This is a genomic window from Wolbachia endosymbiont of Tettigetta isshikii, assembly GCF_041154185.1.
Lineage (GTDB): Bacteria > Pseudomonadota > Alphaproteobacteria > Rickettsiales > Anaplasmataceae > Wolbachia.
The window spans coordinates 37116-62314 of the sequence record NZ_JBFTEN010000003.1; the positions used below are offsets into that span (position 1 = coordinate 37116).

The 25199-nt window shown below is 35.4% G+C and carries 17 protein-coding genes, 1 tRNA gene and 4 pseudogenes; 9 read left to right on the top strand and 13 right to left on the bottom strand.

Annotated features, from left to right (window positions below):
* Positions 1-1239, top strand: a pseudogene (locus AB6N09_RS01220) (NTP transferase domain-containing protein).
* Positions 1240-1591: 352 nt separating this feature from the next.
* Here the strand turns inward: AB6N09_RS01220 and AB6N09_RS01225 are convergent.
* Positions 1592-1891: pseudogene (locus tag AB6N09_RS01225) on the bottom strand (IS481 family transposase); the annotation flags it as partial.
* Positions 1892-1980: 89 nt separating this feature from the next.
* On the opposite strand from AB6N09_RS01225, the gene AB6N09_RS01230 reads away from it, so the two are divergent.
* A tRNA-Lys gene (locus AB6N09_RS01230) sits at positions 1981-2053 on the top strand.
* Between the two features lie 349 nt (positions 2054-2402).
* Here the strand turns inward: AB6N09_RS01230 and AB6N09_RS01235 are convergent.
* From AB6N09_RS01235 to def, 3 genes and pseudogenes are all read right to left on the bottom strand, one after another.
* Positions 2403-2535: pseudogene (locus AB6N09_RS01235) on the bottom strand (transposase); the annotation flags it as partial.
* A 315-nt stretch (positions 2536-2850) separates the two neighbouring features.
* Entirely contained in the window at positions 2851-3666 is an 816-nt protein-coding gene (locus tag AB6N09_RS01240; protein ID WP_411131144.1) for a uracil-DNA glycosylase, read from the bottom strand.
* Entirely contained in the window at positions 3656-4195 is a 540-nt protein-coding gene (gene def / locus AB6N09_RS01245) for a peptide deformylase (RefSeq protein WP_411131145.1), read from the bottom strand. The genes AB6N09_RS01240 and def overlap by 11 nt, the downstream gene beginning before the upstream one ends.
* 138 nt (positions 4196-4333) lie before the next feature.
* On the opposite strand from def, the gene ftsA reads away from it, so the two are divergent.
* On the top strand, positions 4334-5572 hold the full coding sequence (ftsA, locus tag AB6N09_RS01250) for a cell division protein FtsA (RefSeq protein ID WP_411131146.1): 1239 nt from the start codon (positions 4334-4336) through the stop codon (positions 5570-5572).
* A gap of 584 nt (positions 5573-6156) precedes the next feature.
* On the opposite strand, the gene AB6N09_RS01255 is transcribed toward ftsA, so the two are convergent.
* Positions 6157-7455, bottom strand: a complete 1299-nt coding sequence (locus AB6N09_RS01255) for a cbb3-type cytochrome c oxidase subunit I (protein ID WP_411131147.1) — start codon at positions 7453-7455, stop codon at positions 6157-6159.
* A 398-nt stretch (positions 7456-7853) separates the two neighbouring features.
* Here AB6N09_RS01255 and AB6N09_RS01260 point away from each other — a divergent pair, with 398 nt between their 5' ends.
* Positions 7854-8972, top strand: a complete 1119-nt coding sequence (locus tag AB6N09_RS01260; RefSeq protein WP_411131176.1) for an ATP-binding cassette domain-containing protein — start codon at positions 7854-7856, stop codon at positions 8970-8972.
* 71 nt (positions 8973-9043) lie between these two features.
* Positions 9044-9328, top strand: a complete 285-nt coding sequence (locus AB6N09_RS01265) for a hypothetical protein (RefSeq protein ID WP_411131149.1) — start codon at positions 9044-9046, stop codon at positions 9326-9328.
* Between the two features lie 558 nt (positions 9329-9886).
* Here AB6N09_RS01265 and AB6N09_RS01270 read toward each other — a convergent pair.
* The 7 genes and pseudogenes from AB6N09_RS01270 to AB6N09_RS01300 all read right to left on the bottom strand — a co-directional run bounded on the left by AB6N09_RS01270 (position 9887) and on the right by AB6N09_RS01300 (position 20941).
* Positions 9887-12424 carry an AsmA family protein gene (locus AB6N09_RS01270; RefSeq protein ID WP_411131150.1) on the bottom strand — a complete coding sequence of 846 codons (2538 nt, stop codon included), beginning with the start codon at positions 12422-12424 and terminating at the stop codon, positions 9887-9889.
* A pseudogene (gene murJ / locus AB6N09_RS01275) lies at positions 12421-13829 on the bottom strand (murein biosynthesis integral membrane protein MurJ). The gene AB6N09_RS01270 and the pseudogene murJ overlap by 4 nt, the downstream one beginning before the upstream one ends.
* Before the next feature lie 672 nt (positions 13830-14501).
* Positions 14502-16454, bottom strand: a complete 1953-nt coding sequence (uvrB, locus tag AB6N09_RS01280; RefSeq protein ID WP_411131151.1) for an excinuclease ABC subunit UvrB — start codon at positions 16452-16454, stop codon at positions 14502-14504.
* 85 nt (positions 16455-16539) lie between these two features.
* On the bottom strand, positions 16540-17304 hold the full coding sequence (locus tag AB6N09_RS01285) for a cytochrome c1 (protein ID WP_411131152.1): 765 nt from the start codon (positions 17302-17304) through the stop codon (positions 16540-16542).
* Positions 17304-18533 carry a cytochrome b gene (locus AB6N09_RS01290; protein ID WP_411131153.1) on the bottom strand — a complete coding sequence of 410 codons (1230 nt, stop codon included), beginning with the start codon at positions 18531-18533 and terminating at the stop codon, positions 17304-17306. The genes AB6N09_RS01285 and AB6N09_RS01290 overlap by 1 nt, the downstream gene beginning before the upstream one ends.
* Before the next feature lie 237 nt (positions 18534-18770).
* Positions 18771-20201 carry a 2-polyprenylphenol 6-hydroxylase gene (gene ubiB, locus AB6N09_RS01295; RefSeq protein ID WP_411131154.1) on the bottom strand — a complete coding sequence of 477 codons (1431 nt, stop codon included), beginning with the start codon at positions 20199-20201 and terminating at the stop codon, positions 18771-18773.
* Positions 20198-20941 (bottom strand): metal ABC transporter ATP-binding protein, encoded by a 744-nt coding sequence (locus AB6N09_RS01300; RefSeq protein ID WP_411131155.1) that lies wholly within the window; start codon positions 20939-20941, stop codon positions 20198-20200. The genes ubiB and AB6N09_RS01300 overlap by 4 nt, the downstream gene beginning before the upstream one ends.
* Here AB6N09_RS01300 and AB6N09_RS01305 point away from each other — a divergent pair.
* Entirely contained in the window at positions 20933-21820 is an 888-nt protein-coding gene (locus AB6N09_RS01305; protein ID WP_411131157.1) for a zinc ABC transporter substrate-binding protein, read from the top strand. The two genes, AB6N09_RS01300 and AB6N09_RS01305, sit on opposite strands and share 9 nt — an antisense overlap.
* Before the next feature lie 33 nt (positions 21821-21853).
* Here AB6N09_RS01305 and ndk read toward each other — a convergent pair whose 3' ends face one another.
* A complete protein-coding gene (gene ndk / locus AB6N09_RS01310) occupies positions 21854-22279 on the bottom strand; it encodes a nucleoside-diphosphate kinase (RefSeq protein WP_411131158.1) in 426 nt (141 codons plus the stop codon).
* A 113-nt stretch (positions 22280-22392) separates the two neighbouring features.
* On the opposite strand from ndk, the gene AB6N09_RS01315 reads away from it, so the two are divergent.
* The 3 genes from AB6N09_RS01315 to AB6N09_RS01325 all read left to right on the top strand — a co-directional run bounded on the left by AB6N09_RS01315 (position 22393) and on the right by AB6N09_RS01325 (position 25169).
* On the top strand, positions 22393-23208 hold the full coding sequence (locus tag AB6N09_RS01315; protein ID WP_411131159.1) for a hypothetical protein: 816 nt from the start codon (positions 22393-22395) through the stop codon (positions 23206-23208).
* On the top strand, positions 23209-24231 hold the full coding sequence (gene hemH / locus AB6N09_RS01320) for a ferrochelatase (protein WP_411131160.1): 1023 nt from the start codon (positions 23209-23211) through the stop codon (positions 24229-24231).
* Positions 24232-24308: 77 nt separating this feature from the next.
* Positions 24309-25169, top strand: coding sequence for a hypothetical protein (locus tag AB6N09_RS01325; RefSeq protein WP_411131161.1), 861 nt, complete (start codon positions 24309-24311; stop codon positions 25167-25169).
* Positions 25170-25199 lie beyond the last annotated feature (30 nt).

Sequence of the window (25199 nt, forward strand, 5' to 3'; positions counted from 1 at the left end):
GTGACAAATAAAGCTTACACATTTATTATACTTGCTGCTGGGCATGGCAAACGAATGAATTCGGGCTTACCCAAAGTCCTACACAAAATAGGCAATTTCTCTATGCTTGAGCATGTCATTTACAATGTAAAACAGCTAAGTCCAGAAAATATAGCTGTTGTAGTCGATTTGTCTTTAATTGAGCAGTTGCAGTGCTTTTAGCATATACAATTGATTACACAAAAGTCAACGCTTGGGACAGGAGATGCAGTTAAAACTGCGATGAGAAACCTGACAAAATTGCCAGATTCGAGCATAGTTGTTGTGTAGTATGGAGATACCCCATTCATAAAAAGCAGCACGATAACTAAAATGGTTAGCTCTTTAGAAGGCAAGGGACTAATTTGCCTAGGTTTTAGGGCAAGCAATAAAGAATATGGTAGGTTAGTTATTGAGGATGGTTCCCCAAGAGAAATCGTAGAAGCACAAAATGGTGAAAATAATGATTAGGAATTTCTTGCTAATGCTGCGATAATGGTTGCATATGCAAAGAATTTACGTGAATTGGTGGGGAAGATAGAGTGTAATAAGTTGACACAAGAGTATTATTTAACTGATATAGTCTCCATTGCCGCGAAGAGCAATTTAAATGTTGGTTACGTTATTACTGACGAAGAAGAAGCAATTGGAATAAATAACAGAAATGACCTTGCAAAAGCTGAGCTTTACTTCCAAGAGAATAAAAGAAGATTTTTTACCAACTTCGGAGTAATGCTTGTAGCTCCAGAGACTGTTTTCTTCTCTCTTGATACACAAATTGGTATGGATTCGATTATTTACCCACACGGGTTTTTCGGTCCTGGAATAAAAGTGGGATCTAATGTTAGAATCGGTCCGTTTGCCAAGTGTGAAGGCACAACAATTGGTGACAGCGCAATCGTGGGAAACTTTGTTGAAGCAAAAGCAAGTGATATAGGCATGGATACTAAAATAAAGCACTTAAGTTATATAGGAAACACTAAAGTAGGCCAGGGAAGTAACATAGGTGCAGGTACTGTTGTGTGTAATTATGATGGAAAAAAGAAACACAAAACAAATATTGGAAGCAATTGCTTTATTGGTGCCAATAGTTCGTTGATTGCGCCGCTTAATATCCACGACGACTCTGTAATCGCAGCAGGTAGTGTTATAGTGGAAGATGTACCAAAGGAAAGCCTTGCAATTGCAAGAGAAAGGCAAGTGATTAAGAAAATAAAGTAGTCCTTTATTGCTGAAAAGTTTAGAAGTGGAATATTCATAAGATGTATGGTTCCAGAGATATCAACTATGTTTTTAAAAATTTTTTGTTTGTGTAATTTTGCAACACTTTGCCCAAGTATATAGGCAACAAAAGTCCGTTTGTCATGAAAATAAGATTTTATATCAAACAACTATTACACCAATTTCTGCTTGAATTAATGTGAATAAGTACCTTTAATCTGTGTGGGCGCACAGTTATACTAACCAGAATCCTGGATAAAGTCTAGGTAAATTATTGAAAATTGCGGTTTTAATCAAGTCTAATCGAATTTAAAAATGGCAATTTACTGTTCTCAACTTGCCCATACATCTAAGGATGGCTAACTTTTGTTAGACGATGTTCAATGTTATTCTTTTCACAAACCCTATCAAATATGTGTTGAAAAGCGTTCTTATGGCGCTTTTGGTTGGTAAATTGTATGCCGTTATTTGTCAAAATGATGTGGATTTTATATGGTAAAATTCTTACGTAAAAACTCAGCAGCTATGGGTTTTGCAGCACTTTTATGTAACTCAACAATTTGGATGTTCTATCTATTGCAACAAACAAATACAACTTTCCTTCTTCTGTTCTGACTTCTGCGATATCAATATGGGAATAGCCTATAGGATATATAATTTATTTAACTACATATGAAAATTTTAGTTTGATTAAAACGGATAAAAGCTGTATTACTGTTTAATATAACTGAGAAATGAAATGATCCCGTAGCTCAGCCGGTAGAGCAACTGACTTTTAATCAGTGGGTCGCGCGTTCGATTCGCGCCGGGATCACTAGTCGTGTTTTACGAACTTCTCTCTATAGTAATTTACCACAGCATAAAATCCCCCACACTAGCCTGTTTTGAACACCTACAGGTACGACCTTTTTGTCTAATTATTTGCCCAAAAATTCCTATTTCTTTCCATAATTCGTTAATTTTTTGCTATTTTTCTCAAAAAGGTGGGTACTTTTTTGCTATTTTGAGAAAGGTAAACAAGTCAATAAATGAATTTTTCGCGACGCTAAAGATGACCTGTTTTCTTCAGAACATAAGTCAATCTAATTAAATCCAATATTAAATATGAAAAAAATGAATTTTCGTCATCCTGCTGCTTAGATGTTGTCCAGAAACTAGTAAATTCAAGCATATTCCTTCTTTAACATAATCCTACTAATAGCTAGGTATATGAAATTCTCAGTGGATGTTGTGAGTCTCCTTCGATAGCCTCCTATTCCTATTAATCCAAGCAAAAGTCCTTTCTACAACCCATCTTGTATGATACTCTGAAGTGTTTTTCTATTCTTGCCACATTCCCTTTCGCTTAGGTCTGTTGGATACTTTTTTCTCATCTTTACCACGTACTAAAATTTCAGATATTATAGCCTTTTACTAGTTTCCGGACAACCTCTTAGAGCATCTTGTATACCTAATTTTACCACTCCGCTGAACGGGCACAAATTACAAACAAAAAATTTTAAAAAAACATAGTTGATCTCATCCACCAACACGTAGCGGAACGACGAATTGTTGGTAGACATACTGTAATTGCAATTACAGTATGTCTATTGTTTCCACTTTATTGTGCAGTTATTGGAGATAGTCTCTAATCTTCTTCAAATCTTCCCAAGCTAAACGTTTTTGTGCTGGCTGGCGAAGTAGGTAAGCTGGGTGAAATATAGCAGCTGTGGTAATTGAATGAGACAAATATTGGTTAGTATACGTATGAAATCTGCCACGCAGGGTTGATATAGTTTTTGTGTTATCAAGTAGGTTATAACACGCGATTCCCCCGGCCAGAATTAAAATCTGCGGTGAAACTAGTGCAATATGTTTTTCGACGAATGGCCTGCACATATCAAGTTCTAGGTCAGTTGGTTTTCTGTTACCAGGTGGACGCCAAAATACGGTATTGCTTATGTAAACTTTGGTGCGATCAAGATTAATTGCACCAAGCATTTTATCAAGCAACATCCCGCTTGCACCACAAAATGGTATGCCTTGCAGGTCTTCATTTGTTCCTGGAGCTTCACCAACGAGCATAATTTTCGCATTTGGATTACCGTCGGAAAAAACAGTATTGGTTGCAGTTTTCTTTATTTCACAACCTTCAAATGATAGAACTGCACTTCTTAGCTCATCCACATTACTGCATTTACTTGCAAGTTTCCTTGCTTCAATTATCCAGTCACTTGGAAACATGGATTGTTGCTCTTTTCCACCTTTAGTGTCATTCCAGCGCGTGACGCTGGAATCTGCATCTTTCCCAGTGTTGGCTACTTGGATAACAGAAGGCTGCACATTCTCTTTGCTCCCCAGCTCTTTTTCTTCCTCACCTTCTGTTAGCGTGCAATCAACACCCACTTCATGGTAAAATTTTAATAATTCTAAATCCTCATCGCTCATAGTGCCTCTTGATCTTTTGTGCTTTTTTTATGGCGATATCATACTTCAATTTAGACAAATGTCTAATATATAATATACCATTTAAGTGATCTAGCTCATGCTGAATACATCTTGCAAGCCAACCACTGGCTTTTAGCGTCCGTTCTTCATTATTTAAGTCTCTATATTTTGCAGTTAAATATTTTGGGCGCTTAATTTCGTGACTTTGTTCTTGGACTGAAAGACATCCTTCCTTGAAAATTGTTTGTTCATCAGATAATTCCGTAATTTCAGGATTAATCATGCAAAATTTGCCATTCGATTTATATCCTGCTGGCCCGCCTTCAATGTTCTCTAGCTGAACATCCATAACAAAAATTCTCTTTAGTACTCCAACTTGCACTGCAGCAAGGCCAAGACCATCTGCATCGTACATAGTTTCGAACATGTCGTTTGCTAATTCTTTAATTTCATCGTTTATAGCTGTTACTTCACTGGCACGTGTAGTTAACCTTTCATCAGGGGCAATTGCAATTGGTAATTTAGACATAAAATTATAATTCTATGTTTTATTTTTTCTTTTGTCCAGTGTTTGGGGTATATTAAAATGTTGCTGTATTTTTATAATAGAATATAAACTATTAAAGAAAGCTACAATTTAAATTGAATTGTGTCATAAGGTCAACTGATGTACTCTGCAGTAATAGTAAAGCCAAAGAGAAGCGTTTTTGCTGTTTTAGACATAGGTACAACAAAGATTATCTATCTAATCGTCGAGGTCAGTGGCAATTTCAGTTATAAAATAACAGGAACAGGTTATAAGATTGCAGAAGGTATAAATGGTGGATCAATAACCGACGTAAAGCATGCAAATTACTCTATTTCATCAACTATAGGTCTGGCTGAGCAAGTATCGGAGGAGACTATAGATCAGATATATATTAATATTGCTGGGTGTGGAATTTCATCTTTCAACATGCACAATGAAATTATTGCAGCTAATCATGAAATCTCTGACCGGGACATAAAACGTGTAGTCTTCCAAACGTTTGAGAAATATATTGAGGAAAATGTTATCATTCACAATATACCGCTAAAATATCACTTAGATGACATGACCGACATAAAGGAAGTTAGTGGATTGTATGGAAAAAGATTATCTGCTGACGTTAATGTTGTTACTGCTTCTCGTCCGGCGCTTACCAATATTGAAAACTGCGTAACCAATAACAGTGGGCTAAGTATGGCCGGCTGTATTGCCTCTTCATATTCTGCAGGTCTTGCTTGCCTAAGTGAAGATGAGAAAGAACTCGGAACTGCCATTGTTGACATAGGAGGTGGGTGCGCTGCAATTGGAATTTTTAAAAGGGGGAAACTTATATATGCAGACAGCATTCCAATTGGTGGCATTCATATCACTCGAGATATTGCTTATGGGCTATGTACGAGTATAGAACATGCAGAGCGCATAAAAATACTATATGGTAATACTATTGTGACTTCAATAGATGAAAACGAGTATATCACAGTGCAAAATAATGAAAGTGATGAACCGACCCAAGTGCTCAAGTCTGAGCTTGTTGACATTATAAGACCGAGAATCGAAGAAATACTTGAACTAGTAAAAGAGCAATTTCGGGAGCAAAAAGACACGATTAATAAAGTAGTCATCACAGGCGGAACCAGTCAGCTCACAAGCATGAAAGAGATTGCAAGCTATATATTCAATAAGCAAGTCCGTATTGGGTGTCCTAAGTCGTGTAGTGGCCTTGATGGCGAATACGATAAAAATCCTGTATTTTCTGCTGCAATAGGTTCTATAAAACTAATAGTTGATACTTTTTATAAAAATAGTCCAGGAATGCTCGGCCAGGATGGTAAAATAAGTAAATTGTATCACTGGGTTAAATCGAAAGTTACAGTCTAGATTCCTGTTTTCTCTTATCATGCAAGCGTCACGCGCACAACTGTATGAGCATTGCAATTAGCAGGTAATTTGCGGGTGTCATTCAAGTAGCCTTTCTTATCATCCCAGTACTTGATACTGAGATCTAGTTTCCATAAAATGGTGTATTTTAACATAACGTTTATACTCACTAACCTAATAAAATTCCTAGATTCAAGCGTCACGCGCTGGAATGACAACATTTGTTGTAAAAATGAATGTTCGTTCATGAATTGCAACTAGCTATAAACATTAAAAATTTTACTAAATGGAGAAAAAGGCAAAAAAATCCCGAGTGGCGAGTTTTGACTCTATAATACTGTAAATTGGCGCTATAATAATTTACTGACGCTTAGTTCAAGCGCGATTTGGCTGAATGTAGAAAAATGAAAAAGACGTACAGCCGCTATAATTTGATATAACATACCGAAAAATACCCTGAGTTTTTTACTGAATTTTGTCATTGAGCCTGTGGATAAAAAACAAGTTTTGAGTCAAAAATACCCTTAGTGTTATAATAATGAAATCGGCAAAAGTTGTAAAGTAGTTTTTTTTAGTTCCGTTTCTTAGTTGGTACGCGCCATGCTTTTAAGCAGAGATAAAAGCACAATTATCACGAACAACATTCCACCAACAACTGATACAGCTCCACCCATAATGAAACAGATGCGCGCTAGCACCGACGAAATGCTTGGTAAATCCGCAACTTTCCTTAAAGCTCCATACCCACCAAGCCATACAAGGCCAGTAATATGGAGAAAATGTCCCAAACTGTATGAGTAAATCTGTAATCTTACTACAGAGCTTTTTATCTCTTTACAACCTAGTTTTGGCAACAGCCAGTAGACAAAATTCATAAAAGCTATAGTGATACCAACCACAGAACCATGGTAATGAGCAGGAATTGTGACATTTCCCTCAATAGTCAGCACTCCAAGCATGTCTCCATAGATAAATAATACAAATGAATGGAGCAAATAATTGCCCTTCTCATCAAGTAAGGTTTTTATGTTGCGATACACGAGCATTATTAAGAAACACGGCAAAACTGCTCCAGCAATTCTCATATGCCAAGTAAAAAACTGTATCAATTCAGCACTATCCACCGAATAAACAAAATATGTAAACGGCGCGCCTACAGCCAAGATTGTGTTGATAAATAGCGCTAAAATGGTAATTTTATTGTTTAAAGCTAGATTGGCGCTGGAACTTAGTATTATCAAATAAACTAAAAACATTCCTTGAGCAAATGCAAATTGCAATAAATGTCCGCCTCCCCAGAAGAGATATTCGTAAAATAAACTCTTGTCTGAGTGATACAGACCTGGAGGCATATTTTTATGTGCTAGAACAAAGCAAAGAAATGATGATACAAGTATAATAACTAGTCCAATTTGCCCAACGGAAAGGTAGGAAGCTTGTTTATTTGACATGTAGATGAGGGCTGCATTTACCAATATGCTGGTAATAAACAAACCGAGCCCAAACAAAAATAATTTGTTTTGTAATACGGGGATATAGTTACTTTTGATCACTTCAGTGTTTGGGACAAATGCTGATATGAACATCAGCAGCATGGAAAGGGTTGATAGAATCCATAAAAAGTTGAGCCAATTATTGGTGTTTTGTAGATTTATGATAAAGAGCAGGGATATTATAGAGCACATCCACACCAAAATTGACAAGTTCACGTGTATCACCAGCGCATTGTCAAAAATATATTGTGCAGAAGGAATGAGAGAGGAAATAAAAGGCAATCGTAGAAAAATAACAATTATTGACAGCAACCCAGAACAAGCAAGAGCACACACTGCTAAGAATATCCATTGCATGCAAAGTGGAGCGTTATTTTGTATGTTGAGCACGGTTATTTCCCTTTTTTATTTTTGATTGCTGTAATACAAGGTAGCACAAGTTTTTCAAATTGGTTAGCATTTCCGTGCATAGTTCAAATGAATGACATCACAACAATATCTTTCATCCTGAAAATGCCGCGTCCATTTCCGTTTCATATTACAATAGTATTCCTGACAGCATTAGTCTGGGCTGTTGATGTTTCCTTTAGTCCATACTTGATAAAAATTATTATAGATCGTGCTTCAACATCAGCTGCAGATAATCTTTTTTATAATATAGCAACTCCTGCCATATTTTATGTACTGATATTACTTTTACTTGAGTGCATTACCAGGCTATATAACTATTTTTTTGAAATTAAAATGATTACCAATCTCCAAAAAACATTGTTGAATCAAGTATTTCTATATTATTAAATCAAGATAATAGCTACTACCAAAACAACTTCTCTGGCAGTCTTGCCAACAAGGTTAATGATTTAATAAATTATATTCCAGATATCATGCAAATTATGGCTGACAGAGTCATGGGTCGTGCATTAGCGCTTAGTATCGCAGTTTACTTTTTATGGCAAGTGAATATCAGCTTTGCTTTATTGATGTTAACTTGGTCTGCATTATTTGTTCTGTCTTCCCTCTTACTTGCAGGAAAGATAACGCATCTTGCAGATGCGTGGTCAGAGCTTGGTTCAAGCATTACTGGTAAAATGGTGGATATATTCTCAAATATCATGTCTGTAAGGTTGTTTGCGAGTAAGTACCAGGAAAAATTATCTTTGCTAGCTACTCATAGTGAAGCTGTTAAAGCAGAGCAAAGACTTCAGTGGCTGTGTACGTGGATTTTTACTTTCTATGGTTTCTTATTTTTAATCATGCAAATACTTAATTTATACTTCCTAATTAAAGGAAGGGGGCAAGGGTCAATTACTACTGGAGATTTTGCTTTTGTTATGACTGTTAATATAGCAATAGCTAATTTTCTTTGGATGATAGCCAAGGACTTCTCACAATTTTATAAATCATTGGGAAGGATTACTCAGGCTTTGAGGACAATTACTGCGGTCCCTGGAATTCAAGACCGGCCAGATGCTGTAGATCTGGTTGTTAAAAAAGGTGAGATTACTTTTGATAAGGTTCATTTTCATTATAAAGATGCAAAATCAATATTTGAAGACAAGTCCATAGTGATTGAATCTGGTCAAAAAGTAGGGCTTGTTGGTTACTCAGGTGGTGGCAAGTCAGCATTTGTTAATTTAATTCTTCGCCTTTACGATGTAAAATCTGGAAAGATTTCAATTGACGGACAAGATATTCGCAATGTAACCCAGGATTCTTTGCACAGAAACATTGGAATAATTCCACAAGATCCATCGCTTTTTCATAGAACTCTGATGGAAAATATTCGCTATGGCAAAGCAGATGCTAGTGATGATGAAGTGATAGAGGCTGCCAACGTGCGCATGCCCATGAATTTATTTCAAAATTACCACAGGGTTATGAGTCACTCGTTGGCAAAAGAGGTATAAAACTTTCAGGTGGGCAGAGGCAGCGTATTGCAATTGCAAGAGCTATTTTTAAAAACGCTCCTATATTAATTTTGGATGAAGCAACTTTACAACTTGATTCTGTAACTGAAAGTGATATTCAAAAGTCCCTATGGGAGTTGATGCAAGGCAAAACTACAATATTGATAGCTCATCGCCTATCTACGCTTTTGCATATGGATCGCATTTTAGTGTTTGACAAGGGTGAGATTATAGAAGACGGCACGCACCAAGCATTGCTCGATAAAAATGGAATGTATAAGACTCTGTGTGATGCACAAGTTGGTGGGTTTTTTGCCAGAGGAAAGTGGAGGGGTATGCATCAAGAGATGCGTTGAAGAGCAAACGTAAGTATTTTTTGATCAACATATTCAGAGCTTAAAAATTTAGGCACAAAAAGATTGAATATTTGCAAGAAATTGTGTGTAGTTATTAATATCTTCTAATACCAAATCCCAATGGTAAGTTAAAAAGTTTTCCTGCGATTAGCGAATTTATTATGTGTCTTGTTTGATAACGAAAGTTGATATAAGCTTTATGCTTAAGAAATTTACCAAATGAGAAAAAAAGCAAAAGAAATCCCGTGGTAGAAGTTGCCCACTCTCTAATCCTGCAAATTGGCGTTTTTGATGTCTTAAACGACTTATAAGCGCGTTTCAGCTTATATAGGGAAAAACCTAGAAGTCTAGGTGAAATTAATAAAGACATGAGGTGCACATAGTGCAAAAAATTAAATATAAGACGCCAAACGTGATACTTTCGTCGTTTAATCTGTACAGATTGAAGCTAAATGAATAGCTCCAGTTCTATGGTAAGGATAACAGCGAAGGTTGTCAAGTGTTTTTTAGTTCCATGGCTTAGACAGCTATTTGGGCAATAAAACACATTTAATACTTTTAACTTCTATTCAGGGTAGTAAATATTTGGTCTTCATCAAAACTCATCTTAGGACGCCAAATAGGTCCATCTAAGTGCATATCAATATAAACTGGACTACTACGGCCTGGTGGAATGAAGAAAAATCTGGATAAAGAAACTAAAGTGAAGCTAGATAAGGTTAGATTAGAAGAAGTAGACCCTGACGCTTGATTAATTTGAAATTGTAAACTAGTTGAGCATATACCATTTTTAATGCTTGCTTTTCCGCTAACATTTTCAAAAAGTGTACTGCCATTATATATACCAACGTTAGTAAGCGTGGAAACTTCAGATTTATTCTTACTGCTTAGTAAATTAGTAATGAACGAATTAAAATCCACGTTAGTAAATTCTATTCCTCGTGTTTGCAAATTAATTTCCCCTGACGAATTATTAGCCCAATCATGAAAGCTCTTTCCTTGAGCTTTAATTGCGCCATTTAAGCTTATCTGACCATTTACATTATTAATTCCTATAACCTTGCCAACCCTTTCAGTGTCCAAATTTGCTGTGAAAAATTTTATATACATTGAATTTGGCCTTAGATAACCCTGAAAAGATACTTGTCCATGCCCTAGTGCATAGTCCACTTTTTTAACAGTAATGATGTTATTTATCATTACTGCATTCAAATTAAAGTCCTTCAAAATATCCTGCTCAGCCTTAAGTTCTGCAACATTAATCTGCACATTTGCATCAAAGTCTTTTTTGTTGTCTAAAAAATCAAGATGTTTTGCTGACCATTGAATCTGGTTTATCTTACTTTTTGAATCTCTTTTCACCTCTATTAAATTCGGTAATTTTAAGATACTGACATTAAGTTTTTTGCCCGTAAGGTTCACATCTAACAAAGGCTTGATGTATTTTTTGTCCACTAATATTTTTATGTCGCCGGTGATATCAAAATCTTCTCCTGATAGTTTTATCTTATCTGCAACTAGCTTACCATTTTCTATTTTCAACGAAAAACCCAACTCTTCAATTTTAGTATCATTTAACGTAAAATCACTAACGTTGGTTTCTATGCTTACATCATACTTCGAATTTTTTAACCATTTCATTTTAGATAAACTACTGAGTAATGAATAATCATATTTGTCCGCGTTAAGGTTATGTACACTGAATCTACCACCAATCACATTACGTTTTTTTGTGTGACTTACTTTAATTGATCCCTGCAAAAATTCTTTATCATTCAGCAATCTAATGTCTGGAATAGACAATATCCTGGGTGCAAGGTGTAATTTGAAACTTATTGTAAATTGATTTTTTTCGCTTTCTTTTATCCTTATAGAAGGGAAAAAGCATGAAATGAACGATTCGAAATTATCCCCTTTTACTAATAAACCACCATTAAATTCAGATAAGGCACCACTATTCGAGACTTTTCCTGATAGGTGAGATATGTTATTGGTTCCAGGAAATTGAAGTAGCGTATCAACTTTTACTTCGCCATCAGCGAATTTTAACATAGCGTGAAATTTATCCAATACTCTGTTTTGGTATTGAATATTTGAAACCTCCATATTAAAGTCTAGGCTCAAGTTTTTTGGCACAACATCTCTAAAACATTCTAAGAGATCTTTTATCTCCGTTGTTTTTCGTGAGTCATTTTGTATAGAATCCAAATCAACTTTACTGAAGATAATATTGACGTTAGTGTGATTATTTTTTCTATCATTTCGTATTGTACCGCTGGCTTGCATGCTTTTAGAATCGATTCTCAAATCAGTTGCTGCAAACTCATCTTCATTGAGGTTGATGTTAGACGATATCTCGATATTTTCACTAGGGATAGCATAAGCAAGAAAGCTGAGATTGATAATCTTTGCTAGATCATTTACAAAATCAGAACTGTTATTAATTGTCAGTGTTAGCTTGCCCTGGAGCCCTTCTTGATTTCTGTTGCCTGTAAATAGCAACTTTATAAAGTTTGATTCGATATTAATGTGTACATTCTTTTTTGTAATATCAACCTTTCCTAAAAAATCATAATTATTATCACCTACCTTTACTTCACCAAAGAATTGCCCATTTCTCTTAATAGCAATCTCTTTTATGTTAACAATATTGCTATAATCAACGAAGTTATTGCTTAAACTTACTTGGCTGTCTTTTATTATTATATCAACTTTACTGGCTTTTTCATTTGTAATATTAACAAAATTTTCTTTACTGCTTTTCATACCGAATAATGTAATTGACTTTGGTTGTAGCGAAAGCAAAAATAACGATAGAAGGGACGGTCTTACTTCAATTTTATTTATGCTAATCAAATCCGGTAATTTTTGCTCTCTATTGTTGTTGGACTGAATGTACACGTTATAAATAGTGAGGTTTGGAGTAATTAGTGAAGCTTTGACTTTTCCTCCAATGCGTACTTTAGCGTTGTATGTATTTTCTAATTTTTGCACAATATGTTCCTTGTAGCTATTCCAGTCCTTGAAAGTTGCGGCAATGTGCAAAAGGATTAATACCAAAGAGATTGATAATATTGTGTATATAGAAAATCTCATAGTTTTATATACTTAAAATCACCCATAAACATTAGATAAAGAGTACCAAAATAAACAACGACACTTAAAAATATTAGCGCTGCTAAATGGATGACACGAGCAAATATTTTATCGAGAAATAATCCTGCTGATAAGGAACTAGAAACATAAAGAACTACTGACATGACTAACGTTGCAATAAGAATTTTTACGATATTTAATAGTAATACTTGGCTAATCTTATACATTTTATTTATTGCTAGATAATTAATTAGCAGAATGGAATTTATCCAAGTGGAAATGGAAGTAGCGATAGCAATTCCTGTGTGCTGATATTTGTGCATTAACAAGAGGTTTAGCACCACGTTGATTTCAAGGCACATTAGTGAGAATATAGTTGGTATTTTAAAATTGCCCTTAGCAAAAAACGTGGGTAGCAATGCTTTATTTGTAATAAATGCAGGTAAAGAAAGAGAAAGCGCTATCAACGTAGGAGCAGTTTGTTGCACTGCATAGTGATCAAATTTACCGTAAGAAAAAAGCGTAAGTAAAATTATGTCGGGAATAATAATAAAGGCGGCAGTTGTTGGCATAGTTAATATTAATCCTACATTGAGAGCTTTGCTTTGTATTTTGGCTATATTTTCAGTATCATTTATTTGTTTTGAAATTAAAGGAAGAAGCACTGTACCAATTGCAGTGCCGATTATTCCCTGTTGTAGTTGATTTAGTCTATCGGCATAATATATATAGGACACCGCATTTGGTATAAAACTCGTCATGATTGTGTCAATCCATAGGCTTATCTGAGTTACACAATTGTTGATAATTGCTGGTATTACACGCTTAAAAACAACTTTACTTCATTACTCAATTTTGTGCTAAAAAAATGCAGCCTTTAGTTTGTATGCACTAAACAGCATCAACAATAGTTGAAAAATCCCTCCAATCAGGACGGCTATGGAGAGATTGTGAGCCGGTGTTTTTATGTAAGGCACAAGTAAACTAACAATTAAACAGAGATTCAAAATGATCGGTGCAATGGCTGTTGAAGCAAAATGTTGCTTTACTTGCAGAATTTTCCCGATAAGTGATGCTATTGAAATAAAAATTATGTAAGGCATCATAATTCTTGATAAAGTCACAGTGAGGGTGAGTTTACTTTGGTCAAACCCAGGAGTGAATACTTGAATCATATAAGGAAAAAAGTCTGCATAATAAGGCAAAAAATCAATAAAACAATAAACGTGAGAGATATTACGCTACTTGCAAAGCTAAATGCCTTTTTACTATCGCGTGATTCTGCTGAATATAACGGTATAAAAGAGGTAGTGAACGCTCCATCTGCAAAAAACGCTCGAAATAGATTGGCAAAGCGAAACGAAGAAAAAAATACATCTGCAAGAGGGGTTGCACCGACAACCATGGCAATTAATATATCCCTTATTAGTCCTGAGATTCTTGAAATAGCCGTAAAAAACTAAATTTGAAAATACTTTTAAACATTCCTATTTACCACTACTCCAGATGATACTCAGTGTCAATAGACTCTTCGCATAGCAAACCAGCTTTTAGCATATGCGAAAAAACTACTTGACAACCTTCGCCGTTACCTTTATAATGATACTGAGGCTATTCATTTAACTTCCCAATCTGCAGATTAAAATGACAAAGGAAACTTTGTATTTGGCGTCTCATGTTTAAATTTTTGCACTATGTGCACCTCACGTCTTTTTAAAACTTCTGGTTTTTACCTATACAAGCTGAAATGCGCTTATAAGTCGTTTAAGACAGTATAGAACGTCAAATAGAACAAGGGAGAATTTGAGTACTAGCTACTCGGTGTTTCTTTTGCCTTTTTTCTGTTTAGTAAATTTTTAATATTTAAACTAAGGTCTGTTGTAGTTTAAAAGTCGCTAAATTGCAGCGTTTAAGACACAAAAACGCCAACACTGAAAATAAATACCGACCATGGCTTCTTTTGCTTTTTTTTTATTTGGTAAATTTCTTAATATTTATGACTAATGGTTAGTTGCAAGTGGAATCCGCGTGAGACCCGCAGAAGCATGGCGTAACTAGTAAATTGCTTTTTTTCTGCTTAGTTTTGGTTTGCAGGAAGTTTATCTTCAAATCTTTTGAGAATATTTCTTATTTTTGCTGCATCTTTGAACTCTAGATTTTCAGCATGTTTTAACATCTGCTTCTTTAAATTTTTTAAATCAACATTACTAATATTGATGTTTTCCTCAGCTACTACTTTATCTTGTAGGGTATTTGATATAGCCTTTATTATAGTTTTTGGTGTAATATTATGTAGTGTATTATATTCTTGTTGTTTCTTTCTTCTTTTTTCTGTTTCTTTCAACGCGCGGTCTAAAGAACCGGTCATTTTATCTGCATATAAAACTACCCTACCTTCGGCATTGCGTGCAGCACGACCTATCGTTTGAATGAGCGAAGTTTCTGATCGCAAAAATCCTTCCTTATCAGCATCCAAAATTGCAACCAATCCACATTCTGGAATATCAAGACCTTCCCGCAGTAAGTTAACACCAACTAGAACATCGATTTCTTTTGATCTTAATTTGCATATAATGTCAATCCTCTCCAGCGCACCGATATCTGAATGTATGTAACTCACCTTCATATTTAGCTCACTCATATGTTCAGCTAGCTTTTCAGCCATTTTTTTTGTCAATGTGGTAATAAGAACACAAAACCCTTTCTTTATCGTCACTTGCGCTTCGTGAAGCACATCATCAACTTGAGTTTCTGTTGGCTTTATAATGCAGATTGGATCTGTAAGCCCCGTTGGACGAATAACTTGTTCTATGAATACATTATTGGTTTTTGCCAACTCATATTTTCCGGGAGTAGCGGAAATGAAAATGGTTTGCGGCCGTACTGCTTCCCACTCTTCAAATTTTAATGGACGATTGTCGAAAGCAGAAGGGAGCCTAAATCCGTGGTCCACCAATTTTTCTTTACGTGCCTCGTTACCGCTATACATCGCACCAATCTGAGGAACGGTAACATGACTCTCATCGACAAATAAAATTACATCTTTGGGTAAATACTCAAACAAAGTAGGCGGTGCATCTCCAGCTTCCATACCGTAGAGATAACGCGAATAATTTTCGATACCTTTACATGTTCCTGTTGCTAGGATCATTTCGATATCAAAGTTGGTGCGCTGCTCAAGGTGCTTTGCTTCAACAATTTTGTTCTGTGAATAGTAATAATCCAAACGTTCATGCAGCTCTTTTTTGATCAGCTGAACCGCTTGCAATAGAGTTTCACGTGAGGTAATGTGGTAGCTGTTTGGAAAAATAGTGATTTTATCTATGCGCTTGATGATATTGCCGGTCATAGCATCAATCTCAGAAATTTCTTCTATTTCATCACCTATTAGCGATAAACGCCAAGCTTTGTTTTCGTAGTAGGCAGGAAATATGTCGATAATATCGCCGCGCACCCTGAAATATCCTCTCTCAAATCTGACATCAGAGCGCTTGTATTGGAGATTAGCTAAATTATTCAGGAAGTCATTAACACGAATTTTATCTCCAGCACTTAAAGTCAAGGTCATATTAAGATAGCTTTCGGGCGAACCAAGACCATATATACAGGAAACACTGGCAACTACAATTGTGTCCCTGCGCTCCAAAAGAGAACAAACAGCAGAATAACGCAGCATGTCAATTCTTTCGTTAATTACAGAGTCCTTTTCAATATAGGTATCAGTTTGTGGCGAATAGGCCTCGGGCTGATAGTAATCATAATAAGAAATGAAGTATCCAACAGCGTTATGGGGAAAAAATCCTCTCATTTCCTCATAAAGCTGCGCCGCCAAAGTTTTGTTGTGTGCCATAATTAATGCAGGTCTGTTTGTTCTTGCAATAACGTTTGCCATAGTGAAAGTTTTTCCAGAACCGGTAACTCCAAGCAAAACCTGGTCTTTTTTATTGCTATTTAGCCCTGCAACTAAGCTATCGATTGCTTGTGGCTGATCTCCGGCTGGTTTAAAGTGTGTAACGATTTGAAATTCCATAGTTCTATATTTTCATAATACATTTACTATTAATATACTTATTAGTATAAATAAGGTATGAAAGTGAGTGTCAATATAAAAAACTTTATCTTTTCTTTTTATAGAGCTTGCTCCAAATTTTATTGTTAGTTAACACAAAAAACACTGTTAAAATTACAAAATATGCTACCACTTTAAATCCAAGCTTGTGTCGGTGCTCTAGTTCTGGCTCTGATGCCCATTGTAAAAAATTTACCACATCATACGCCATGTTTTCAACTATAGCCTGCCTTGTACCGTCATACTCCACAATTCCTTCAGAAAGTGGTGGTGCCATAGCTAACTTACCTGTTGGAAAATACGGGTTGAAATATAAATCATTTTCATCGTGCTCACCGTTTTGATAACCTGTCAGCAGTGAATAGACATAATTTGCACCATCGTGGCTCGCTTTAATAATTAATGACAAGTCCGGTGGAACTGCACCATTATTACTTGCTGCAGCTGCTTCTTTCGAATCAAAAGGTGCGATAAAATAATCCGAAGGTATTCCAGGTCTATCGAACATTTCACCTAAATCGCTCGGACCATCTTTAACTTGATAAGAGGCTGCAATCTGTTTCACGTCCTCCTCAGAAAAACCGATATCTTGCAAATTACGAAATGCCACTCTGTTCATTGAATGACAAGCAGCACAAACTTCCTTGTATACTTTATAACCACGTTGAATTGACTCCCTATCAAAAGACCCGGTAATTCCATCAAAACTCCAGTCCATTTTTTTATTTGGTGATGGCTTAAACTCTTCAGCACACAAAAAATGAGCAAGAAATAATGTGCAGAACATAGCTAATATATTTTTAACCAGCATTACTTCATCTCCAGCACAGAATCACTTATGGTTTTTGGTGGTTTCTCTGGTTTCTCATACTTACTGAGCAGAGGTAAAACTATTACAAAGTATGTAAAATAATAAAGAGTGGAAAGCCTACTTAGAGTAATGTAAGGTTCTTTGACTTCCTGTCCCCCAAGCCAGGTAAGAAATGCAAAATTTACTACAAAGGCCCAGAAAAATTTCTTAAATAATGGGCGATAAGCGCCACTTCTAACTTTTGATTTGTCGAGCCAGGGTAATAAAAACCACACTAAAATAGACCCAAACATGCTAAGCACACCAATAAGCTTATTTGGAATTGAACGCAACATTGCATAAAAAGGCAAAAAATACCATTCCGGTACTATATGTACTGGAGTTACCATAGGGTCAGCTTCTATATAATTATCGGGGTGTCCTAGATAATTGGGTGCGTAGAAAACAAACGCAAACAGAACTATAAAAAACAGACCAAAAGTTATACAGTCCTTTACTACATAATAAGGGTAGAGCGGAATGGTATCGTTATCTGATTTTACTTCTGTCCCACTTGGGTTACCAGAGCCAAATCTATGCAGAGCAATGACATGCAGCATAGCTAAAGCGACAATGACAAAAGGCAGAAGGTAATGCAGAGCAAAAAAACGATTGAGCGTTGGATTATCAACAGAGAAGCCTCCCCATAACCATACAACTATTTTATCACCAATTAAAGGTATAGCTGAAAATAAGTTAGTTATAACTGTTGCACCCCAAAAGCTCATTTGCCCCCAAGGGAGAACATATCCCATAAAAGCTGTTGCCATCATTGCAAAGAATATAAATATACCAATAAACCAGACCATCTCTCGTGGCCTTTTATAAGATCCATAATATAACCCACGCATTATATGAACATAGACCACCATAAAGAAGAGCGATGCCCCGACGGCATGAGTGTAACGTATCAGCCATCCATAGTTAACGTCACGCATTATACGCTCCACGCTGTTAAATGCATGTTCGACATGCGGAGTGTAATGCATAGCAAGAAAGATGCCCGTTATTATTTGTAAAATTAGCGCTATACCAGCCAAAGAGCCAAAATTCCAAGCATAATTTAGATTTTTTGGCACTTGGTAAGAAGCAACGTGCTTTAGAAAAGAAAATATAGGTAATCTATATTCTACCCAACCCAATATACCTTTTTCTTCTACTGTCGTTTTTTTTTTAGTATCATCCTGCATAACTTGAAGTTTTCTCTATCTTTATTTTTTATTGTAGCAGCTTATCCTCTATAGACAATAAAAACTTTAAACTCAGAAATCAGATCCCTTGCATAATTGTTTAGCAATAACGCACTTTTCGATGTCATCCTAACTGTACAGCTAGTGCAACCCTACGTCATAGATCCCGCTAGCAGGTAGGGGGACAGAGGTAAACTTCATTTATTTTAACTATAGCGACTTAAAAAGCAACACTTATTAGAAAATGAAAAGTTTAATGATTAGCACCACTATTACAAACCACAGTGAAAAATAGGTCTTTCGATTTGATCTAATCTTAACCTGGATATTCTCTAGTTTTTGATCAGCTATTAGGTTCAATTTCTCTACAAGGCTGAATACTTCCTGAATTGTCTTTACAGGATAAGAACTTTTTACTCTTTCCCTATAACCTATTTTATTTTTATGTTGATTCTCCGTCCATGCTTCAACTATTTTCCACATATTGATCTCTGGGTAGATTTTTCTACATGTTCCCTCTAGTAAAATCATAGTTTTCTGCAGTAATAACAATTGTGTTTGAACTTTCATATCAAAATCACCAGTTATTTTGAACAATTGAGCGAGTAAACTAGCAAAAGAAATTTTCTGTATAGGTTGTCCTATAATAGGTTCACCTATTGCTCTACACGCTGTAACGAAATTTTTGTGATGTGATGAGACATAGCCAGCTCTAAAATGTACCTTTGCAACGTGATCATAATCCCGACTTAAAAACCCTTTCAGTATCTCTATCACATAATAGCACGTTTCGCGGTCTATTCGGCCCATGATTCCACAATCGAGGGCGACAATATTGTTGTTACTATCGACCATGAGATTTCCAGGGTGCATATCTGCATGAAAGAAACAGTCTCTGTATACTTGATTGCAGAACGATTCTATAAGATTTATAGCTATTTGCTTATGATTATTTAGTTTCTCAACCTCGTATATTGGTGTTGCTTCTATCCATTCTAGCGTTAAAACTTTTTTTGAAGTCCTGCTCCAATCCACTCCAGATACATAAAAACCTCTATCGTTTTTTGTGTTCTCCTTTAGCTCTGAAGAATGAGCGGCTTCAAAACGTAGGTCTAGCTCTAATCGGCAAATTTCAGCAAAAGTTTTGATTAACTCAATCGGTCTTAGCCTTTTTGATTGTTCACTAAATCTTTCTGTAACCTCTGCAAGCCAAAAAAGTGTTTTTATATCCCTTGAAAATGCTCTCTCAATGTTTGGCCTTAAAATCTTTACCGCAACTTCTTTACCTTCCGTTGTAGTTGCTTTATGCACTTGAGAAATTGATGCTGCTGCAATTGGCTCTTCAGAAAAGCTTGAAAAAATATCGCTTAACTTGCAATTAAATTCGCTTTCTATAGTTTTAACTGCTATTTTGTGTGAAAAAGATGGCAGCCTATCACATATTAACAATAAGTTATTTGTTATATCCTCATTTAAAATATCAGTGCGTGATGAAATGGATTGTCCAAATTTAATAAACACTGGGCCTAATTTTTCAAGAGCACACTTTAGTTTGTAGCCTTGTATCTTGTTTATTGACTTCCTTGAAGGAGCAAGCAAACAAGGTAATATGTTGTAACGAGTCAGCACTGCGGTTATATACAAAAGGCGCAGAATATTTTGAATCATTTCGCTGCGTAACTGCCAAATATTTCACTCAGAGTTTTATTCTTCATAATTTCACCAGGCTTACCTTGGCAATAGATAGTATTATTTATGCAAATTATATAATCTGAACATGGTACTATGGAGTTTAAATCATGAGATGTCATAAGAATCGAACCAAGTCGTTTTTTTGCTATCTTACTTATAATATCGTAAAACTTAGCCCGTGCGCTAACATCCATTGCACTGACCGGCTCATCCAGAATAATTAAGTCAGGTTCTACGATTAAACAGCGTGCAAGCAGTAATAATTGTGTTTGCCCTGCAGAAATCTCTAACACTTGATTCTTCAAAATGTTGCCAATACCAACCAATTCTATCGCTTTTGTAATAATTGATTGATCTTTCTTAAATTTTGTTGAGAAACTGTTTAAAAGAAAATATTCAACTGTTATCGGCATCAAATTACTGATGCTAAAATTTTGTGGCATATAACTGATTTTTATATCGTCAGCGAACATGACACTACCAGTGTAGTTCTTCTTATTTATACCAGCAACTGCCTTTACCAAAGAGGTTTTACCTCCACCATTTGGACCAAGTATAGTAACTACATCTCCCCTCTCTATTGATATATTAATACCATCGAGAACCTTCTTATTATCATATGCAAGGGTAAGGTTTTCTATCTTTAGGACACTGCTGTTGACATTGTTTAACTTTTTGACAAAATTCAATTTTTTCTCAACGTTTTCATGAGACATTTACTGGCTTCTTTTCTATCACTTTTGTTTACACTATATCACGGTACTGCCTTTTCATCCAATTTAAAAATCGTAGCTACAATAAAGCCTATACATTCTCTTGTAGCCTCTGTTATAGATGGAATTTCAAAACCACTCTTGCTTGCCTATAAAGCATCTGTACATGATCATGCATTAAAGCCATCTGATGCAAGTAATTTGGAATCAAGTGACGTCATATTTTACGTTGATGATAATCTAGAAACATTTGTTAAAACCTTTGCTAGAAGCAATAAAAAACTTGTGCAGTTATCAAAGGCAGTTAATCTACTCCCTGTTCGACCACATTCATTCTCTAGACATATCATTCATATTCAAGATGAAAAAGACCTACACATTTGGCTTAGTCCTGAGAATGCAAAGAACATGATACTTTCTATAAGTACAACGCTGTCTTGTATAGATAAAGAAAATTCTTATAAGTACAACCAAAACGCAATGAGAGCTATAAAGAAGATAGACCAAGAAACAGAAAAAATTACGAGAGAATTGAATGGCTTTAAAAGCAAAAAATATATAGTTACCCACGATTCCTATCAATATTTTGAAAAATATTTTGGCTTAAATCATCCAAGTGCCATTCTTTCTATAGAAGAGGATGCTTACATAGGTATGAGAAGTTTGATGAAACTAAGAAAGATGATCAAGGAAGAAAACATTAAATGTATATTTTCTTCTTCACGAGAAGATAGTATAAAACCTAAAGCCCTCTCTAATGACGCAAAAATGGTAATTCTTGATCCTATTGGGTCAGACATAGAACCTGGAAAAGATGCATATCTCGCTATAATTAACGACATCGCACAAAATTTCAAATCTTGTTTTATTAGATCTCAGTAAAGAGTATAGAATTACGCATTTATTTCAGTCAATCTAAAGCTGCACTAACTCGCACTCAGCAAAAAAGAAAGCTATTTCCCTACGAGCATTTTCCAAGCTATCTGAGCCATGAACTCTATTTTCATTAATGTTATCAGCAAAATCACCTCTGATTGTACCTTTATCTGCCTGCTTTGGATCTGTCGCTCCCATGATTTGTCTGTATTTACTCACTGCATTTTCACCAACTAAAACTTGAACCATTAGAGGACCAGAAGTCATAAATTCTACTAACTCCCCAAAAAAAGGCCTATCTTTATGGATTTCATAAAACAGTTCTGCCTGTCTTCTTGTCAGTAACATCATTTTTTGCGCTATAATCTTTAGTCCTGATTTTTCGATGTAGGAATTTATATTGCCTGTAATATTATTTCTTACTGCGTCAGGTTTTAATATCGAAAGTGCTCTCTCAATTGCCATATTATTTTCTTATATAAGATCATACATTTATAGATTCATTCTATTGCGAATTTTTATTTCATCAAAGTGATTTTTTGTTTATAGTTAAGAATAAACCATCAAGGAGATATAGTATGGGTGGATGTTGTCGTAATAAAACAGAAACTGAGTCTGTTACCAAACAACCAGTTAAAACTGAATTTACTGCTAAAACGTTTGTTAATAATTTAAAATCATCAATTTTTTGTGGAACAAAAGGGTTTTTAACTTTCAGCTTGGCTTTTTTGAGTTATTTGGAATATAGCTCGCGTCACAATACAAAATTACAAGAAGGTCCTGCCTTTGCAATGAAAAGGAATATTATTCCGTTTGGTGAAATGATCACTATACCGCTACTTGCTTGCTTTGCATTACCAGCTATGGTATGCGGGTTAAGCCTTTTACAATGTGCACTTGCTTGTGCTGTTTTAATGATTGCTACATGTTTCGTTGTTAGGACTTTTAATCTGTGTGAGAAGTTAATGGCAAAAACCACTGACTACAGTAGAGAAACAATAGATGCGGAATTTAAGAAAGATACTATAAAATTCCCTATCTTTGATAAAAACAGAAAACACATTGAGTATAACTCACCTAACCAAGAACAATCGCCAAATGAAGCAAGCAGCCTCTCTTTTCTCAAAGTTTTACTTTTTCCCCTAAAAGTTCTTCTGAGAGCTCTTCAAAGCTGTATCATGCTAACTTTAGCTGCTGTTGAACTTTTTGAAGCAATGCCAAGTTTTTGCGTTGATCTGATCTTTGATAGAAGCTTTTCATTCATACAGAGTAACCTGCAAAGATCTGGCCACCTATTGTATGCCAGTGTGAGAAATTTAGTACCTATATCTATACTTGATAAACCTGTAGCTGAGCTTATAGGCACCACAAAAGCAACTTGTTGTAGTGCATAGGTGAGAAGGGCAGTCATCTTACTTAACTTTGGCGGACCTGATTCACCAAATGCGGTCCGTCCTTTTTTATTTAATCTCTTTTACGACAGAAGAGTAATAAATCTACCAAACCCCTTTCGGTTTCTTTTAGCAAAGTTTATATCCGCAAAACGAGAAAATACTGCACGAAAAATATATGAGCAAATTGGAGGCAAATCGCCAATTTTAGAGAATACAAAAATGCAAGCTGAAGCGCTTGAACGAGGGCTTAATAGATCTGTCTTTTGTCATCCAAGTAGTGTGGGATTGGGGTCTAGAAAAAAGAACTGGATTCCAGCGTCACGTGCTGGAATGACACCAGAGCTGGCCAGAGTATTCGTTTGTATGCGATATTGGCATCCATTTGCTGATGAAGTTGTTAAGAGTGTAAAGCAGTTTGGTCCTGATGAGGTAATTCTGCTACCGCTATATCCTCAATATTCGACTACTACAACTTTGTCGTCTATCGAAAATTGGCAAAAAAACGCTAAAAGATATGGTCTAAAATGCAACACAAAAATAATCAACCATTATTATGATAATCAAGACTTTATTGAAGCTCACGTTAACCTAACAGCTCAGTATTATAAATTAGCAAGCAAAATTGGTGAACCAAGAATCCTATTTTCAGCCCATAGCTTGCCCTTGAGTGTTATTGAAAAGGGCGACCCTTATGCCTCACAAATAGAAGAAACAGTAAAATTAATAGTAAAAAAATTAAATATCAAGGAACTTGATTGGTCAATATGTTATCAGAGTAAGATAGGCCCCGTAAAATGGCTAGAGCCAAGCACCGAAAGTGAACTGCTGCGTGCAAAAGCTAACGATATGCCTGTGGTTTTATCACCTATATCTTTTGTTTTTGAAAATTCAGAAACGCTTGTTGAACTTGATATAGAATATAAAGCAATGATCAAGGACGGATATTACTTTCGCGTACCAACTCTCGGTACTGATTTCTTGTTTATAAAATGCTTGGCTGATTTATGTAGGAACTGCCCTTGAAGTTCCAATTTATAGTACTTTTCTTTCAAGATTTTATATGATAGAATAGTAAAAAGTTATTATTTTATTAGCTATTTATGCTAAATAGGCTAAAAAAGAAACAAAACACATTTGCACAAAAGGTACATGATGCTTACGACCATGATATCAGGAGGATAATCTGTATTACAACAGGTTTAACAATGCTACTGTACAAGATTTCACTACAATTTTGCTGTGAGTTTATTGATAATAACAGATCCAATATTTTTCTTATATGGAATATCGCTCGGTGGGTAAAATTTCCGACGTCTATTCTATATATTGCCTATTCTGCATTTACTTTATATGACCTAGTCAAGGATTACAGAGACCATAAGGTTAAAAAAGAATTAGCAAAAATTGTGGGTAAATCAGCTAGTCTTGCAAGCAGTACTATAGAAGCGCTAATGATGTTGAAAGTTATCCATCTCTTGACTAGAAATGCAGATGTAATAAGTTGTGTTTACTTAACGTCAACAATCCTATTCCTATTCATTGCAGAACCAATAGGCTATTATTATACGTGCAAAAAATATCAGGAGGCACATAAAAAATATCAAGAGGCATGTGGAAAATACCAAGATAAAAAGGAAACTGATGAATTTACAAAGTGTGAAGCTGAACTTGCTAAACACAGGAAGAGCCTCTTTATCAGCACACTAACTTTGTCATTAGGTTTGCTAAACTTCGTATTAAGAAGGATAGAAATTGCAACCACACCGATAAACTTAGGTAATGGTATAATCTATAATTTTAATTTAAGCGTAACAGTCAGCATAATATATAGTGCAGTATTTCTAGCAACTCATCTTGACAAACTATTCAGTCAACCAATCAATGATGATCCTTCCACTGAACTTGATAGTACTAACCATGCTCAGCGCGGTGATAATAAAGAGACTTCTTGCATAATCTAAACTAAGCAGAAAAAAAGGCAAAAGAAATCC